14 protein-coding genes, 1 pseudogene and 1 riboswitch are annotated in these 14,171 nt (G+C 53.8%); of the genes and pseudogenes, 3 read left to right on the forward strand and 12 right to left on the reverse strand.

The window, feature by feature from the left end; genetic code table 11:
• Window positions 1-75 precede the first annotated feature (75 nt).
• The 7 genes and pseudogenes from GS3922_RS09045 to GS3922_RS09075 all read right to left on the reverse strand — a co-directional run bounded on the left by GS3922_RS09045 (window position 76) and on the right by GS3922_RS09075 (window position 6,977).
• Window positions 76-1,269, reverse strand: a complete 1,194-nt coding sequence (locus tag GS3922_RS09045) for an NRAMP family divalent metal transporter (protein ID WP_033009290.1) — start codon at window positions 1,267-1,269, stop codon at window positions 76-78.
• Window positions 1,266-2,036: a 5-oxoprolinase subunit PxpA gene (pxpA, locus tag GS3922_RS09050; RefSeq protein ID WP_063166076.1), complete on the reverse strand. Its 771-nt coding sequence runs from the start codon at window positions 2,034-2,036 to the stop codon at window positions 1,266-1,268. The genes GS3922_RS09045 and pxpA overlap by 4 nt, the downstream gene beginning before the upstream one ends.
• A complete protein-coding gene (locus GS3922_RS09055) occupies window positions 2,023-3,003 on the reverse strand; it encodes a 5-oxoprolinase subunit C family protein (protein WP_063166077.1) in 981 nt (326 codons plus the stop codon). The genes pxpA and GS3922_RS09055 overlap by 14 nt, the downstream gene beginning before the upstream one ends.
• A pseudogene (pxpB, locus tag GS3922_RS09060) lies at window positions 2,996-3,692 on the reverse strand (5-oxoprolinase subunit PxpB). The gene GS3922_RS09055 and the pseudogene pxpB overlap by 8 nt, the downstream one beginning before the upstream one ends.
• Window positions 3,689-4,438 carry an IclR family transcriptional regulator gene (locus GS3922_RS09065; protein WP_063166079.1) on the reverse strand — a complete coding sequence of 250 codons (750 nt, stop codon included), beginning with the start codon at window positions 4,436-4,438 and terminating at the stop codon, window positions 3,689-3,691. Before GS3922_RS09065 ends, pxpB begins: the two are co-directional and overlap by 4 nt.
• A gap of 132 nt (window positions 4,439-4,570) precedes the next feature.
• Window positions 4,571-4,999, reverse strand: coding sequence for a GNAT family N-acetyltransferase (locus tag GS3922_RS09070; protein WP_063166080.1), 429 nt, complete (start codon window positions 4,997-4,999; stop codon window positions 4,571-4,573).
• A 457-nt stretch (window positions 5,000-5,456) separates the two neighbouring features.
• Window positions 5,457-6,977 carry a bifunctional ADP-dependent NAD(P)H-hydrate dehydratase/NAD(P)H-hydrate epimerase gene (locus GS3922_RS09075; RefSeq protein ID WP_063166081.1) on the reverse strand — a complete coding sequence of 507 codons (1,521 nt, stop codon included), beginning with the start codon at window positions 6,975-6,977 and terminating at the stop codon, window positions 5,457-5,459.
• Between the two features lie 188 nt (window positions 6,978-7,165).
• Window positions 7,166-7,273, forward strand: a riboswitch (SAM riboswitch).
• 87 nt (window positions 7,274-7,360) lie between these two features.
• On the opposite strand from GS3922_RS09075, the gene GS3922_RS09080 reads away from it, so the two are divergent.
• From GS3922_RS09080 to GS3922_RS09090, 3 genes are read left to right on the forward strand one after another with little or no spacing between them, the layout of a single operon-like run.
• On the forward strand, window positions 7,361-8,374 hold the full coding sequence (locus GS3922_RS09080; protein WP_063166082.1) for a methionine ABC transporter ATP-binding protein: 1,014 nt from the start codon (window positions 7,361-7,363) through the stop codon (window positions 8,372-8,374).
• Entirely contained in the window at window positions 8,364-9,029 is a 666-nt protein-coding gene (locus GS3922_RS09085; protein WP_063166083.1) for a methionine ABC transporter permease, read from the forward strand. The genes GS3922_RS09080 and GS3922_RS09085 overlap by 11 nt, the downstream gene beginning before the upstream one ends.
• Window positions 9,030-9,070: 41 nt before the next feature.
• Window positions 9,071-9,916 carry a MetQ/NlpA family ABC transporter substrate-binding protein gene (locus tag GS3922_RS09090; protein WP_409071361.1) on the forward strand — a complete coding sequence of 282 codons (846 nt, stop codon included), beginning with the start codon at window positions 9,071-9,073 and terminating at the stop codon, window positions 9,914-9,916.
• 263 nt (window positions 9,917-10,179) lie between these two features.
• On the opposite strand, the gene GS3922_RS09095 is transcribed toward GS3922_RS09090, so the two are convergent.
• Genes GS3922_RS09095 through GS3922_RS09115 form a run of 5 tightly spaced genes read right to left on the reverse strand, consistent with a single transcriptional unit; the run spans window position 10,180 to window position 14,147 of the window.
• Window positions 10,180-10,575 carry a ClpX C4-type zinc finger protein gene (locus tag GS3922_RS09095; RefSeq protein WP_063166085.1) on the reverse strand — a complete coding sequence of 132 codons (396 nt, stop codon included), beginning with the start codon at window positions 10,573-10,575 and terminating at the stop codon, window positions 10,180-10,182.
• Window positions 10,576-10,633: 58 nt separating this feature from the next.
• Window positions 10,634-11,038: a thiol-disulfide oxidoreductase DCC family protein gene (locus tag GS3922_RS09100; protein WP_063166086.1), complete on the reverse strand. Its 405-nt coding sequence runs from the start codon at window positions 11,036-11,038 to the stop codon at window positions 10,634-10,636.
• 15 nt (window positions 11,039-11,053) lie between these two features.
• Window positions 11,054-11,305 carry an SOS response-associated peptidase gene (locus tag GS3922_RS09105; RefSeq protein ID WP_225995656.1) on the reverse strand — a complete coding sequence of 84 codons (252 nt, stop codon included), beginning with the start codon at window positions 11,303-11,305 and terminating at the stop codon, window positions 11,054-11,056.
• A gap of 27 nt (window positions 11,306-11,332) precedes the next feature.
• On the reverse strand, window positions 11,333-12,268 hold the full coding sequence (locus tag GS3922_RS09110) for an alpha/beta hydrolase (protein WP_063166087.1): 936 nt from the start codon (window positions 12,266-12,268) through the stop codon (window positions 11,333-11,335).
• Between the two features lie 37 nt (window positions 12,269-12,305).
• On the reverse strand, window positions 12,306-14,147 hold the full coding sequence (locus tag GS3922_RS09115) for a monovalent cation:proton antiporter family protein (RefSeq protein ID WP_063166088.1): 1,842 nt from the start codon (window positions 14,145-14,147) through the stop codon (window positions 12,306-12,308).
• Between the last annotated feature and the right edge of the window lie 24 nt (window positions 14,148-14,171).

Genomic DNA, 14,171 nt, shown 5'->3' on the forward strand with positions numbered 1-14,171 from the left:
CCGTTTCTATATTACAAAAGGACGGCGGAGAAATGCAAATGTTGGAAACGGACAAAAGGCATCACAGTTTTCATTTCATTGAAACAGCTGCGGCAGCTGCTGTGCGGCTGTATACACGCCCATATATGCCATCAAGGCGACGACAATAGCGCCAAACGCGGTGAGCCAAAGCGGATGGCGATAGTCGCCGACGATGTCCCGCCTATAGGCGGCGACAAGCATCACCCCAAGCGACAGCGGGAGAATGAGCCCGTTTAGCGTTCCGGCTAAAATTAACGTTTTCACCGGGCGGCCGATCGAGATAAACACGACCGTTGAGATGAAGATAAACAACACAATGATCCAGCGATGGAACCGGTCCAAAACAGGATGGAACGTGCGGATGAACGACACCGATGTGTAGGCCGAGCCGACCACCGACGTAATGGCGGCCGCCCACATAACGATGCCGAACAGGCGGTAGCCGATTTCGCCAGCGGCGAGCCGGAACACCGAAGCTGGCGGATTGGTTTGGTCAAGTGTCAATCCTTGGGCAACGACGCCGAACGCGGCCAAAAACAGCAAAATGCGCATGAGCGAGGCGACACCGATCGCCGAAACCGCACTTTTCGTCACTTCCGTCAAACTGTCTTTCCCTTTGATGCCGGCATCAAGCAGCCGATGACCGCCGGCAAACGTAATATACCCGCCGACTGTTCCACCAACGAGCGTCACAATGGCCAAAAAGTCGATTTTTTCGGGAACGACCGCCCGAACGGCCGCCTCACCAAGCGGCGGCTTGGCTGTAAACACAACATAGAGCGTCAGCGCGATCATGACAAGCCCAAGCAGTTGGGCAAAACGGTCCATCGCCTTGCCGGCTTCGCGGATGAGAAAAATGGCGATGGCGATGATGGCGCTCACGATCGCCCCGGTCTTTGGAGACATGCCGAACAGCACGTTGAACCCAAGCCCGGCACCGCCAATGTTGCCAATGTTAAAGGCAAGCCCGCCAAGGAGCACAAACGCCGCCAACACATAGCCGAGACCGGGCAGCACGGCGTTGGCGATATCTTGCGCCCGCCGCTCGGAAACGGCGATAATGCGCCAAATGTTCGCTTGGGCGCCGATATCAAGCAAAATGGAAAGCAAAATGACAAACCCGAAGCTAGCCGCCAGTTGAGCGGTAAATACGGTCGTTTGCGTCAAAAATCCCGGGCCGATGGCGGATGTGGCCATTAAAAAGACAGCCCCAATGAGTACGCTTAATCTGCCTTCTTTCCTGTTCATCGTCTCTCCTCCTGCCGCATCGCCTCAATGGCGACGCCTTCCTTTTGCAGCGTTTCACGCAGCCGTTTGGCAAACCGCACCGCCTGCTCATTGTCGCCGTGCAGGCAGACAGTGTCGGCTTCAATCGACACGTCTGTCCCTTGCACCGAGCGGACGCGCCGGTCACGGATCATCGTGAGCACTTGCTTGACCGCTTCGTCTTCATCGGCAATGACAGCCTGCGGGTCGCTCCTTGGTGTGAGCGAACCGTCTGCCTGGTAGGTGCGATCAGCGAACACTTCACTCGCCGTCCGCAAGCCGTATGCTTGTCCGGCGCGGATGAGCTCGCTGCCTGCCAAGCCGTATAAGACGAGCGATGGGTCCACATCATACACCGCTTTGACGATCGCTTCTGAAAGCGCTGTATCTTTCGCCGCCATATTGTACAGGGCGCCGTGCGGCTTCACGTGCGTCATCACGCCGCCTTCCGCCTTGACGAACGCCGATAGCGCGCCGATTTGGTACACGACGTACGCATACACTTCCTCCGGCGAAACGGCCATCATCCGCCGCCCGAAACCAAGCAAATCGGGAAATCCCGGATGAGCGCCGATGGCGACGCCGTGCCGGATGGCGAGCTGCACCGTTTGCCGCATGACGAGCGGGTCGCCGGCATGAAACCCGCAGGCAATATTGACGGAAGTGACATACGACAAGATCTCTTCCTGCCCAATCCGGTACACGCCAAAACTTTCACCAAAATCACAGTTCAAATCAATCGTTTTCACTATTCTCCCCCCATTGGCGGCGAATGGTCGCGACCCATCGGCCGAGCCGCTGCTGTTGTTCGATATAAAGCCGCGCCGCTTCTTCCGGCGCAATCGGCTGAAACTGAACGCAATCACCCGGTCGCGCCTGTGCCAATACAGGCAGATCGGCTGCCGCCACTTGGGCGATGCGCGGATAGCCGCCCGTTGTCTGGCTGTCGGCCATCAACACGATCGGCTGGCCGGATGCGGGGACTTGCACCGTGCCGAACACAACCGCTTCCGACACCATCTCCCGCTCACGCCCAAGCGCCAGTGCCGGACCAAAAAGCCGGTAGCCAATCCGGTCAGACTGCGGTGTCACCTCGTAACGAGCGGCGAAAAACTGGCGGCGGCTTTCCGGCGTAAACTCGCCATACTCCGGGCCGGGGACAGCGCGCACCGTTTTCGTTTTTCCGCCAATATATCGGCTGGCTGAACGGGCCAGCCCCCAGCGAAGCGGCTTGGCAACACGGTGCCGGCATGCAGCGCCCGTCGGCAGCACATCCCCTGGCTGGAGCGGGCGGCCTGATAAGCCGCCGAGCCGTGCGGGGACGTATGTCGAGCGGCTGCCCATGACAGGCGGAACAGCGATGCCGCCTGCCACCGCGATATACGCGCGCCACCCCGCCCGGCACACGCCGATCTTTAGGACGTCCCCCGGCCGAACGATTGCCGGTTTCCAAAGCGGAAGCGGCCGGCCATTGAGCGTGCACGGGAAATCACCGCCACATACAGCGATGACCGTCTCAACGTGAAAGCGAAGGGTCGGGCCGGCCATCGTCGCTTCGAGCACCGCTTCATCCCCCTCATTGCCAACAAGCGCGTTGGCGAGGCGGTACGCCCAAGCGTCCATCGCTCCGCCGACCGGAACGCCGGCATGTCGGTAGCCGCTGCGCCCGCCATCTTGGACCGTTGTAAAAAATCCGCCATCCATCACATCAATCATGTTCCTCTCTCCAAACGTGCAAATTCCTCGACACCAATCGGCTGAAACTGGACGATGTCACCGGCTGAAAGCAGGCTTGGCTCCTCCCGGTGCGGGTCAAACAGCTTTAGCGGCGTCCGGCCGATCAACTGCCAGCCCCCTGGCGTCGCGAGCGGATAGACGCCCGTCTGTCCGCCGGCAATGCCGACCGAACCGGCGGGCACCGTTGTGCGCGGCACCGTCCGCCTCGGCGTCGCCAAACGCGACGACAAGCCTCCTAAATAGGCAAACCCCGGAGAAAAACCGATCATATAGACGCGGTAGCGTCCCGCAGAATGAAGCGCTGCCACTTCGTCCTCTGTCATCCCATGAAAGCGGGCGACATCCGCCAAATCCGGGCCGAACTCGCCGCCGTAACAGACGGGAATGACGATGGTTCGCGTCAGACGGCAGGCGTCCTGTCCGGACGATCTGATATTCTCGCGCAGCCAGGCGCATACGTCGGCATAATTCCCCGCCACTAACGGATCGTAATAGACAGTGAGCGATGAAAACGCCGGCACGATTTCCATGATGCCTTCTTTTTGCGCGGCCTGAAGCCGGACCGCTGTTTGGTGAACGATGTCGTTGACGGCTTCATCAATGCAACTGGCAAACCGGACGGTTACCGCATATTCGCATAATGGAACCAACGTGTACTCCATTGTCATCCCTTCCCTTGAAAGCCGAGCTCGCGCGAGATGTCCATCGCCGCCTGTTTCAATCGCGGAACAATGCGCGCTACATCGTCCGGCGAAAAACGCTGCTCCGGACCGGCGACGCTCAACCCGGCGACTGCCGCCCCTTCATGGTTGAAAATGGGCACGGCAACAGCGGCAGAATAGTTTTCTAGCTCGGAATAGCTGACCGTATAGCCGCGGTTTCGGCCTTCCTCTAGCAATCGGCGCAGCACTTGCTTGTCCGTCACTGTACATTTAGCGATTTTTACTAACTCCACTTGTTCGACATATCGTTCCCGGTCAGCTTCAGCCATAAACGCGAGCAAGACGCGCGGGCACGCCCCGGCGTACAGCGGCGCGCGCCGCCCGACTTTCGTATAGACGCGCACCGGTTCGGACGTCTCGACTTTTTCAATATATAGCGCTTCATCGCCATCGCGGACGACGAGATTGACCGCCTCCTTCGTCTCCTCTTTCAGCCGCTCCATGACCGGCAGCGCCACCCGGCGAAGATCGAGCCGCTCAGCGACGAGCATTCCAAATGTCAACAGCGACAAGCCGAGTTCATAATGATCTCCTTGTTTTTGCAAAAAGCCAAGCGCTACGAGCGACTGCGCCATCCGGTACACCGATGTTTTCGGCATCCGAAGACGCGCGACCATTTCGGGCAACGTCAACCGCTCACAATCGAGAAACAAATCAAGCAGTTCTTTTGTTTTCAAAACCGTTTTGTTCATGGTCTCCTCTTGTTCCGAATATCGGAATAATAGTTCCGAAATATGAATTATATTGCTATTATAATGAAAAGTCGAACCATTTTCCACTAAAAAATCAACGGCGCCCATTCTGCAGACGCCGTTTCGCCATAATTATAACCGTTTTAAAAAGACATAACTCACTTTTTGGTATTCCATTTTTTCCTCGTAGAAACGATGGGCGTCAACGCGCTGCAAACCGGATGACAGTGAAACAATCCCGTAACCATGCGCTTTTGCCCAATCATGCACATACGAAAGCAACGCTTTTCCATACCCTTTCGACCGCTCGCTTGAAGCGGTGACGAAATCGCACACCCAAATAAAACGGCCGTTATAGAGGGTGATCATCGGCATGAACCCAACGACAGCGACCATCTTGTCCTGATCATATAATGCCACCAGCTTATACCCTTCTTTTTCTTTCGCTTCGCGCACAAGCGCAACATACGTTTCCTCATCCAAGTGAGTGCGCAGCTCGCGCATGATTGGAAAAGCGCTTCTCACTTCCTCTTCGGTTTCAAGCCAAACGAATGGCGGCACGGCTTCTCCCCCCTTCCCGCTTTATGATACACCATTGTACCACATTGATCTGGAAATAGAAGGAAAATGTCCTCCATCCTCACGAAACGCCGTACACCCGTATAAACAGCGTCCCGTTTTTTGATCATAATCGCGAAGCGGAAAGGGGAAGCAAAAATGAGGACAAAGGCAAGCGGAACAAGCAGGCAGCTCCATGCCGCCCGAACTCGAGCGCGCCGATGCCATGCTCCGCCGCTTATACGAAACGGAACAGTCGCTTCGCTTATAGCGTTGTTGTCTGATGCAAGCCGCTCCTGTCAGCGGACTATAAGGGAACATAGAGAAGTTGGCGACCGAACCATCGAATCGCCCGTTTCCTCCAAAAAACGTGTGCCAAAAGCGGAAAATGCCAGCCAGCTCGCTATGACTGGCTGGATCTTTTTATCCCCCAGACCCCTTCTTTCCATCGGCGGGCTGATCACGTCAGCGAAGCCAGCACAGCCGGCAAAGCGTCAATCACGTCCGACGCCAGTACATCCCATGGAGAATGGCCGTGTTGAACAAGCCAATCAGCGGCCTTTCCATGCACGAAAACCGCATTGCTCACCGCCGGCTGCACCGCCTCATGCTGCAACAAAAACGCCGCAACGATGCCAGTCAGCACATCGCCGCTTCCCCCTTTCGCCAATGCCGGGTTGCCGGTCGCGTTCACATATTGCGCCCCGTCCGGCGCCGTGACAATCGTATACGGCCCTTTTAAGACAACATACACACCATATTCCATGGCCAATCGCTTCGATACGCCAAAGCGGTCATGCTCCACCTCGCGAACGGAACGATGGACGATGCGCGCCATCTCCCCCGGATGCGGAGTAATGACCGTCGGCGCGTTCCGTCCGCGCACCCGCTCAGCGTAATCGTCCCAAAAAAACAGAGCGTCTGCATCAATAACAAGCGGCACTGGATGGCGCACAAGTTCGCCCACTAAGCGGCGCACGCCGTCTGTCCGGCCCATTCCCGGGCCGATGGCCATCGCATCGATGTCCAGCCCGTCCCAATCGGCCGCGCCGGCAAATGCGCCATCCTCTGCCGGCCATAATCGGCACATCGCCTCCGGCACGCGATTGGCCGCCGCCTCGTACACCGTTTCCGGAACCGCCATCGTCACAAGACCAGCCCCGCTGCGAAGCGCCGCTTTCGCCGTCATCGTCACCGCCCCGCTCATCGCCTTGGATCCACCGACAATGAGCAGCTTGCCGTGCGTCCCTTTATGCGAGGACCGCGTTCGCTTTGGCATCGTCCGCACCACATCTCTCTGTTCCCACAAAAACCGGGCAGCCGCCTTCGCCTGCACCGCTGCGGGCGGAATGCCGATATCGACAACAGCGATCTCTCCGTAATAATCCGCCGCCGGAAATGTATACGCCCCAAGCTTCGGGCATTGGATCGTGAGCGTGGCATCAGCGCAAATGGCGGTGTTGACATCACCGCCGTCCGCCGGCACCCCGCTCGGCACATCGATCGCGTATACCGTTGCGGACGTGTGGTTCACTTGTTCAATGATTTCTTTGTACGGTGGGCGCACGTCTCCTTTGACGCCAATGCCAAGGAGCGCGTCAACGATGGCGTCGTAATGCGGCACGCGCGCCGCAAACACCTGTTCATTGCCCTCATAAGGCAGCCATGAATAGCCGGATCGCTCGTACACCTCAAGCGCTAGGCGCGCCGCCCCTTTCACCTTTTCTCGCGGCGGGATGAGCCAGACATCGGTTTCATAGCCATAACTTTTCAGCATGCGCGCGATGACGAACCCATCGCCGCCGTTATTGCCCGTCCCGGCGAGCACCGCGACCCTATCAGCACGCGTGATCCGCTCTTTCAGCGCCCGAAACAGCGCCTGTCCGGCGTTTTCCATCAGCGAGTCGTCGCGAATGCCGATCCGCTCCGTCACTTCTCGGTCGATGGCATACATTTCATCAGCTGTTACGATCGAAATCATGGCCATTCCCCTTTCCATTTCCAGGCTATGTTTAGTGTACAATGTTTCCAAGCAAAAGACGAGCACAAATATTTCTCTAGAAACGCAATTATGTATGCGCTTTCTAAGGAATGGGGCTATAAAATACATATTGACAACAAACAGCTGCCGCATTATGATGAATCTTGTAAAAATTACATACGGCAACCCGCTTATCAAGAGTGACCGAGGGAACAGGCCCGATGACGTCCGGCAACCTCCCCTTGAGGGAACGGTGCCAATTCCTGCAGAATGGCTTTCATTCTGAAAGATAAGTCGGAAGTTTACATACCGATGCCTCTTTCTGAATGAAAGAGGCATTTTTGTTTGCTAAATTCCGCCAATCAGCATAGGGGGAAACGGACATGATCGATATTCAAAACGTTACAAAGGTGTATACAACGAAAAAGAAACAAACGATTGCAGTGGACAACGTATCGCTGACTATTCGCGACGGTGAAATTTTTGGCATTATCGGCTACAGCGGCGCCGGAAAAAGCACGCTGTTGCGCTGCTTGAACGCCCTAGAGCGGCCCACATCCGGGCGCGTTCTCATTGATGGCATTGATTTAACGGCGTTAGATGGCAAAGAACTGCGACAAGCGCGTCAGAAAATCGGCATGATTTTCCAACACTTTTCTTTAGTCAGCTCGAAAACGGTATTTGAAAATATCGCCTTCGCCTTAAAAGCGGCCAAAAAAACGAAAGCGGACATCGAAAAACGGGTCAATGAGCTGCTTGACATGGTCGGGCTATCCGACAAGCGGGACGCCTATCCAGCGCAACTGAGCGGCGGACAAAAACAGCGCGTCGGCATCGCCCGGGCGCTCGCCAACAATCCGACCGTTCTGTTATGCGACGAAGCCACATCAGCGCTTGACCCAAGCACGACCAAATCCATTTTGGAACTACTGAAACAGATTAACCGTGAGCTCGGTATTACGATCGTCTTGATCACCCACGAAATGGAAGTGGTCAAACATATATGCGACCGCGTTGCCGTCATGCAAAACGGCAAAGTGATTGAAATCGGCACTGTGTATGATCTGTTTACCAATCCGAAAGAGGAATTGACGAAATCGTTTATCCATAGTGTCTTGCATGTTGACTTGCCTGCACATTTATGGGAAAAGCATACAGGGACGATCGTGAAAATCCAGTTCCAAGGGGAAAGCGCGACGGAAACAATTGTTTCCGATATGCTGCAGCAATTCACAGTAAAAGGAAATATTTTGCATGCTAAAATTGAGTATATTCAAGACAAACCGCTCGGTATGTTTGTGATGGAGCTGATCGGAGAAGAAGACGAAATTAGGCGGGCGATGGACTATATCGCCAACCGGACGAACGGATTGGAGGTGATTTCGCATGCTGCTTGATACATTCATAGGCTTGCTTCCGGAGTTGAATAAGGCGTTTTTCGAAACGATTTATATGGTGGCCATTTCCTTGTTCGTCGCGATCATTGTTGGGTTGCCGCTTGGCGTTTTGCTTTTTGTCACCGACCGCGGCTTGTTTTTGGAACATGCCATATTGAAATCGGTTCTTGGCTTTCTTGTCAATATGATTCGATCGATTCCGTTTATCATTTTGCTTGTCGGCCTCTTGCCGCTGACAAAGCTCATCACCGGAACTACGATCGGGCCGACGGCAGCCTCTGTTTCCTTATCGGTGGCGGCTATTCCATTTTTCGCGCGAATGGTGGAAACCTCGATGCGCGAAATTGACAAAGGCGTCATTGAAGCGGCAGTAGCGGTTGGCGCGACGCCATGGATGATCATTAAAGATGTTCTGCTCCCGGAAGCCCGGCCCGGTATTGTGCAAGGAATAACGATTACAACGATCAGTTTAGTCGGCTATTCCGCAATGGCAGGGATTGTCGGCGGCGGCGGTGTCGGCGATTTAGCCATTCGTTTCGGCTACTACCGTTATGATAATACGATCATGATCACCACCGTCGTGATTTTAATTTGTCTTGTCCAAATCGTTCAGTTTGCTGGCGACCGCATCGCCCGTCTTGTCGACAAGCGATAGGCCGCTCACTATAAAACTCACTTGTATAGGAGGACTTCATGATGAAAAAATGGTTGATGGCACTCGCATTGCTTCTTATGTTCGGCGCGCTTGCCGCCTGCGGCAACAGCAACTCCGCATCCGAGAGCAGCGCTGAACCGAAAGGGAAAAAAGTGTTGACGATCGGGGCGACTTCCGGCCCATACAGCGATATGGTCAATAAGGCGATCAAGCCCATTTTGGAGAAAAAAGGGTATGAGGTAAAGGTCGTCGAATTCAGTGATTATATCCAACCAAACTTGGCTTTAGCTAACGGCGACTTGGATGCAAACTTGTTCCAGCACAAAATTTATATGGAGAATTTTGCGAAAGAGCACAACTTAGATCTTTCCGAGGTCATCGTTGTGCCGACCGCCCCGATGGGCATTTATTCGAACAAGTTTAAAACGCTGGATGAAGTGGCCGACGGAAGTGAAATCGCCATCCCGAACGACCCAACGAACTTGGCGCGGGCGTTGTTAATTTTGCAAGATCATGGCTTAATCCAACTTGATCCGGCGGTCAATCCGCTCACAGTGTCGGAAAAAGACGTTAAGAAAAATGTAAAACATCTTCAATTTAAGCCAATTGAAGCGGGCCAACTGCCACGCACGGTCGAAAGCGTTGATTTGGCTGCCGTCCCTGGCAACTTTGCCTTAGCAGCGAAAATGGATTTAACCGACGCCTTGGCGTTGGAAAACATGCCGGATGACTACCGAAACCGCATTGTTGTCAATACAAAAGATTTGAACCAACCATTTGTCAACGATCTCAAAGAAGCAGTCGAGTCGAAAGAATTTGAGAAGGTAATTGATCAGGAGTTTCAAGGGTTCGGCAAACCGAAATGGATGTTAGAACGAAACAAATAACGCAAGGGCGCGCCGCCGTACAGGCGGCGCTTTCTTCTGTAGACGATCGGGCTGAAAACGCAGTATAGTAGAAGTGTTCCGTATATCTTCTTTTCTATTATTTAGGATCCAGCCTCGCCGGAACGGCCGGCGGCTACGTTTGGGCTCACTTTCATTGGGGCGGTGTCATCGCCTTTGTTTTGGCATTGCTTGCCTTCTCCTATCCACTTATCCAGTTTGCAGAAAAACGGCGGCCATCGCATGGAAGATGACCGCCACTTCGCTTACGGTTGCTTCGCCATGACTTGCAGCCCAAATTGCAGGCAATCTTCACAAATCGCGGCCAGCGGCCCATTAACGAGCCGCGGCTTTTCTTTCAGGCAAAACGAACAGCGGCCGTCGCGGGCTTCTTGCGCTTCGAGCGCCAAAGCCTCTTCCAGCTTGTCGAGCGGGAAGGCGGCAAGCGCCTCATACACGTTATTAAGCAAATGATCGTCAATATAGCCGCATTTTCCTTCCCAACGCAGCGCCGTCAATTTCGCCGCCACCGCCATCCCTTCGTAAAACCGGCGGCGGGCTTCGTCCCCGCTCTGTTCAGCCATCGCAGCGACCTCATCGGCAAACCGCTCCAACGCCGCGGCCGTGCATTCATCGAGCCACCGTGTTGTTCCGCTTGTCATGATCTCCCCCCTTGTTTCTTTCCCTTTTCAATACGACAAACGGACCGATTTTCCTTCTTCACCGCGGCAATTCGTCTAGAAAACGGGCGCGCAGCTCAGGGGGCGGCAGCGGACAGCGATTTTGCCGGCGAATGAGGCGGTGGCGGCGGACAGCGATTTGGTCATAGACAAAGTCGCGAAGCGGCCGCGGAACGAGAAACCCGGCCGCGGCCAGCCCATTCCATGGCCAGACCAGACGCCGGCCGATGCGCAAAACGGCATCCGACTTTATATAATAGCGGGCGTCTTCGATGAGGACGATCGTGTCTCCCGCTGGCACGTTCCCCTTTTCCAACAACGCCCGGCCGACGGTGCTTTGCTGCGAGGCAAAACGGAATACCGCCTTCCGGTCGCGAGCGGCCACCCACCGGACACCCGCATGACAAAACAAGCAATCGCCATCAAACAAAATGATCGGAGGCATCCCTTTTCCCTCCCGTTATCGGCTGTTGACCGGCTCAATGCAGGCGCTGACATCGTTTTTTGGCGAATTGACAAGCGGCGCCACCTCGTACATTTGCATTTGGTCGCTCAGATACGGCTGCAGGAACGTTTTCAAATACTCGCTATCATCGAAGCTTGGATCGAGCCAGTCGTCATGCCGCTCGGAAGGCAGGATGACCGGCATCCGGTCGTGAATGGGAGCGATAAGCTCGTTCGCCCTCGTCGTAATGATCGTGCACGTCTCCAGCGGCCCACTTTACGAATGGCGGCCACCTTAAGAAGAAGTGTTTTCCAATGAGCGCAAAAATGTCAACACTCGTTCGACATACTCATCGCCGTAGAGGGAAAAACTTTTCACATGATCGGCTTTTTCCGTCAGCCATAGTTGAAAGACATCGGAATGAGTACGGTACAACTTCACACTTTCTTCGTAAGGAATCGAACGGTCGTCTTTGCTGTGGATGAACAAAATCGGCCTCGGCGCTATACGATCGACCGCACGAATAGGGGAAGACAAGTCTAAATCAAGATCCGCCAGCGCGGGAACGATCGCTAAAATCAAATACGTAAACGGCACATCGGGCAAATGCGTCCATACGGGCATGTTGGCGCGCAAATACGATTCGAGGTCGCTAAACGGGCTGTCCGCAATCACCCCGCGAACATCACCATCCTCTGCCGCCGCCAAAATCGACGTCGCCGCCCCCATCGAAACACCGTACAGCGCGATCGGTTCATGGAAGTGTTTCTTCGCGTAATCGATGACGCCAAGCAAATCATCTTTCTCTTTGACGCCGATCGTAATCATATCGCCTCCCGACTCACCGCTGGCGCGGAAATCAAACAAGACGACGCGATACCCTTCGGCAGCGAGCCGCTTGGCGAGCGGCAAAAACGGTACATTTTCTTGGACGCGGTTGTTGCCGTATCCGTGGGCAAAAACGACTGTCATACGCGCCGGTTTCTGCGGTGAAATGATCCAGCCTTTAAGCCTCGTCTTCCCGTCTTTGCTGATAAAGGTGGCATTTTCATATGTCATCCCGTAGTCATGAGGCGTCTCGGTAATCGGCTGGCGCTCTTTATGGGTCAGCTGCCAGCCGACGTAAACGGACACCCCGATGCAAGCCAACACTCCGAGCGCCACAATCGCCAACGATAACGGAACCCACACGCGCCGTAGTAGACGATGTGGTGTGCGTCCTAATTCCATTGCGTTCTCCCCTCACTGGTATTGATATCGATCATTTTTATGCTTTCTCCAGCCGATGGCGCAACTGCTCGACATATTCGCCCGAACCTGTTACAATCAGCCGATCGCCTTTTTGCAATTCCGTATCACCATGAGGCACGATAAATTCGTTTTCACGGAAAATGCGGACAATAATACAGTCGCCCATAAATGGGAAGCGACGGAGTGGAATCCCATCATAATCCGGATTATTCATGGCCACTTCATGCAGTGTTGTATCTTTGTTGATCATCATCCGCGCCACCCTTGGTGATTCGATGGACGCCCGCAGCATGGAACTGGCTGAGCGGAGCACGGATAACACTTCAATACCCTCGTCGTTCAACCGTTCCACTTGTTTCGGGCTTTCTGCAAGCACTAAAATTCGCCCAACCCCTTGTTCCTTCGCAGCCAGCGCCATATCAGCGTTCACCTTCTCATTTCCAGTCCAAGCAACAACAATGTCAGCCGCAAACGCTCCCTGCTCTTCCAACGCTTCCTTTGTGTAATCAGCGATGTGAACGATGGAGAAAACGTCACCCGCTCCTGTTCGTTCCATGTCTTCCCGCGTTGCATGAAACAGCCTTACGTCGTATCGATGCAAATCAAGCTCCCGGGCAGCCGCCAAGGTAAACTGATTCACTCCGATGAGGGATACAGCGATTTTTTCTTCGTCCTCCGGGCGAACAAACAACTTTTTAAACAAAATCGGTGCAACAATGCTAGACAAAACAGCTACTAAAACAAGCGCCCCTTCCATCGTCTCATCGATCATCCCGATCCGTTTGGCGATGGCAGCTGCCGCAATGACAAGCGACAATGTCGACACAAGCAAAAATGAGGCAGCCAACGTCATTCTCGTATCATACCAAATGCGGAGCAAAAAAACGGGGACGACTTTCGATACGACCAGCGCCAAAAAAAGAAGCGGAATCATCATTAAAATCGTTGGTTCGGTGATGAGCGAACGTAAATTCAAATCAACACCGACCATGACAAAGAAGATCGGGATGAGAAAACCGTAGCCAAACGAATCAAGCTGGTGGCGCAACTCCTTATTCGGCGACAACAGCGAAACGAGCACTCCGGCTAAAAATGCTCCTAAAATGTTTTCTGCACCAAACGTTTCGGACAATGCGACGAGCACAATCATCAAAGTAAATACCGCTCGGGTCCCGATTTGAATCGTTCCCTTGGCCATTGTCTCGACAAATGATCGTCTCTTAAAGTGTTTTCCAACGAAATAAAACACAACCCCACAAGCAAATAAGCCAAGCAACAGCCATGTACTTCCGTGTTCAGGCTCATAAAGCGAAACGAATACAGCCAGCAAAATCATCGTCGCTAAATCAGCAATCACGGCAACAAGTAAAATGGCCTGCCCAATCGTCGTCTCCATCAAGTTGGTATCTTTTAACGTCGGCACAACGACCCCAAGGGAAATCGTTGAAATGATGAGCGTCATGAAAAACGCGTTGTCTATATAACCAAAGACGACAAACAAATAAGAAAGACCGTAAGACAAAGCAAAAATCGCCACAAAAATGAGTGGAGCAACTACAAACGGATTCGGTTCTTTTCGATGTTTGCCGGCTGTTTTCGGTTGATTGGCAAACATCGAAAAGTCAATTTCCAGCCCACTTAAAAACATTAAGAATAAAAAACCAAGCGTAGACAACGTCTCAATCCACATGTCCGGCTGTACAAGATCAAAGCCCGTTTTTCCGATCACAATGCCAACAAGAATTTCCGCCACCACGACCGGGATCACTTGCAGCCGAAGCCGGTTTAATACAATGGGCGTCAAAAACGCCGCAACAACAACAATCAATAACGAAGTGAGCGATGACTGTTCGGCCATAACGTTCCCCTTTCCAAACGAACA

The organism is Geobacillus subterraneus, assembly GCF_001618685.1.
GTDB classification, from domain to species: domain Bacteria; phylum Bacillota; class Bacilli; order Bacillales; family Anoxybacillaceae; genus Geobacillus; species Geobacillus subterraneus.

Bases quoted from the DNA above. Each gene is read 5' to 3' on its own strand.
- GS3922_RS09045 (WP_033009290.1), bottom strand. From the start codon at position 1,269: ATGAACAGGAAAGAAGGCAGATTAAGCGTACTCATTGGGGCTGTCTTT.
- GS3922_RS09055 (WP_063166077.1), bottom strand. From the start codon at position 3,003: ATGATTGATGTGATGGATGGCGGATTTTTTACAACGGTCCAAGATGGC.
- GS3922_RS09065 (WP_063166079.1), bottom strand. From the start codon at position 4,438: ATGAACAAAACGGTTTTGAAAACAAAAGAACTGCTTGATTTGTTTCTC.
- GS3922_RS09075 (WP_063166081.1), bottom strand. From the start codon at position 6,977: ATGATTTCGATCGTAACAGCTGATGAAATGTATGCCATCGACCGAGAA.
- GS3922_RS09080 (WP_063166082.1), top strand. From the start codon at position 7,361: ATGATCGATATTCAAAACGTTACAAAGGTGTATACAACGAAAAAGAAA.
- GS3922_RS09085 (WP_063166083.1), top strand. From the start codon at position 8,364: ATGCTGCTTGATACATTCATAGGCTTGCTTCCGGAGTTGAATAAGGCG.
- GS3922_RS09090 (WP_409071361.1), top strand. From the start codon at position 9,071: ATGAAAAAATGGTTGATGGCACTCGCATTGCTTCTTATGTTCGGCGCG.
- GS3922_RS09095 (WP_063166085.1), bottom strand. From the start codon at position 10,575: ATGACAAGCGGAACAACACGGTGGCTCGATGAATGCACGGCCGCGGCG.
- GS3922_RS09100 (WP_063166086.1), bottom strand. From the start codon at position 11,038: ATGCCTCCGATCATTTTGTTTGATGGCGATTGCTTGTTTTGTCATGCG.
- GS3922_RS09110 (WP_063166087.1), bottom strand. From the start codon at position 12,268: ATGGAATTAGGACGCACACCACATCGTCTACTACGGCGCGTGTGGGTT.
- GS3922_RS09115 (WP_063166088.1), bottom strand. From the start codon at position 14,147: ATGGCCGAACAGTCATCGCTCACTTCGTTATTGATTGTTGTTGTTGCG.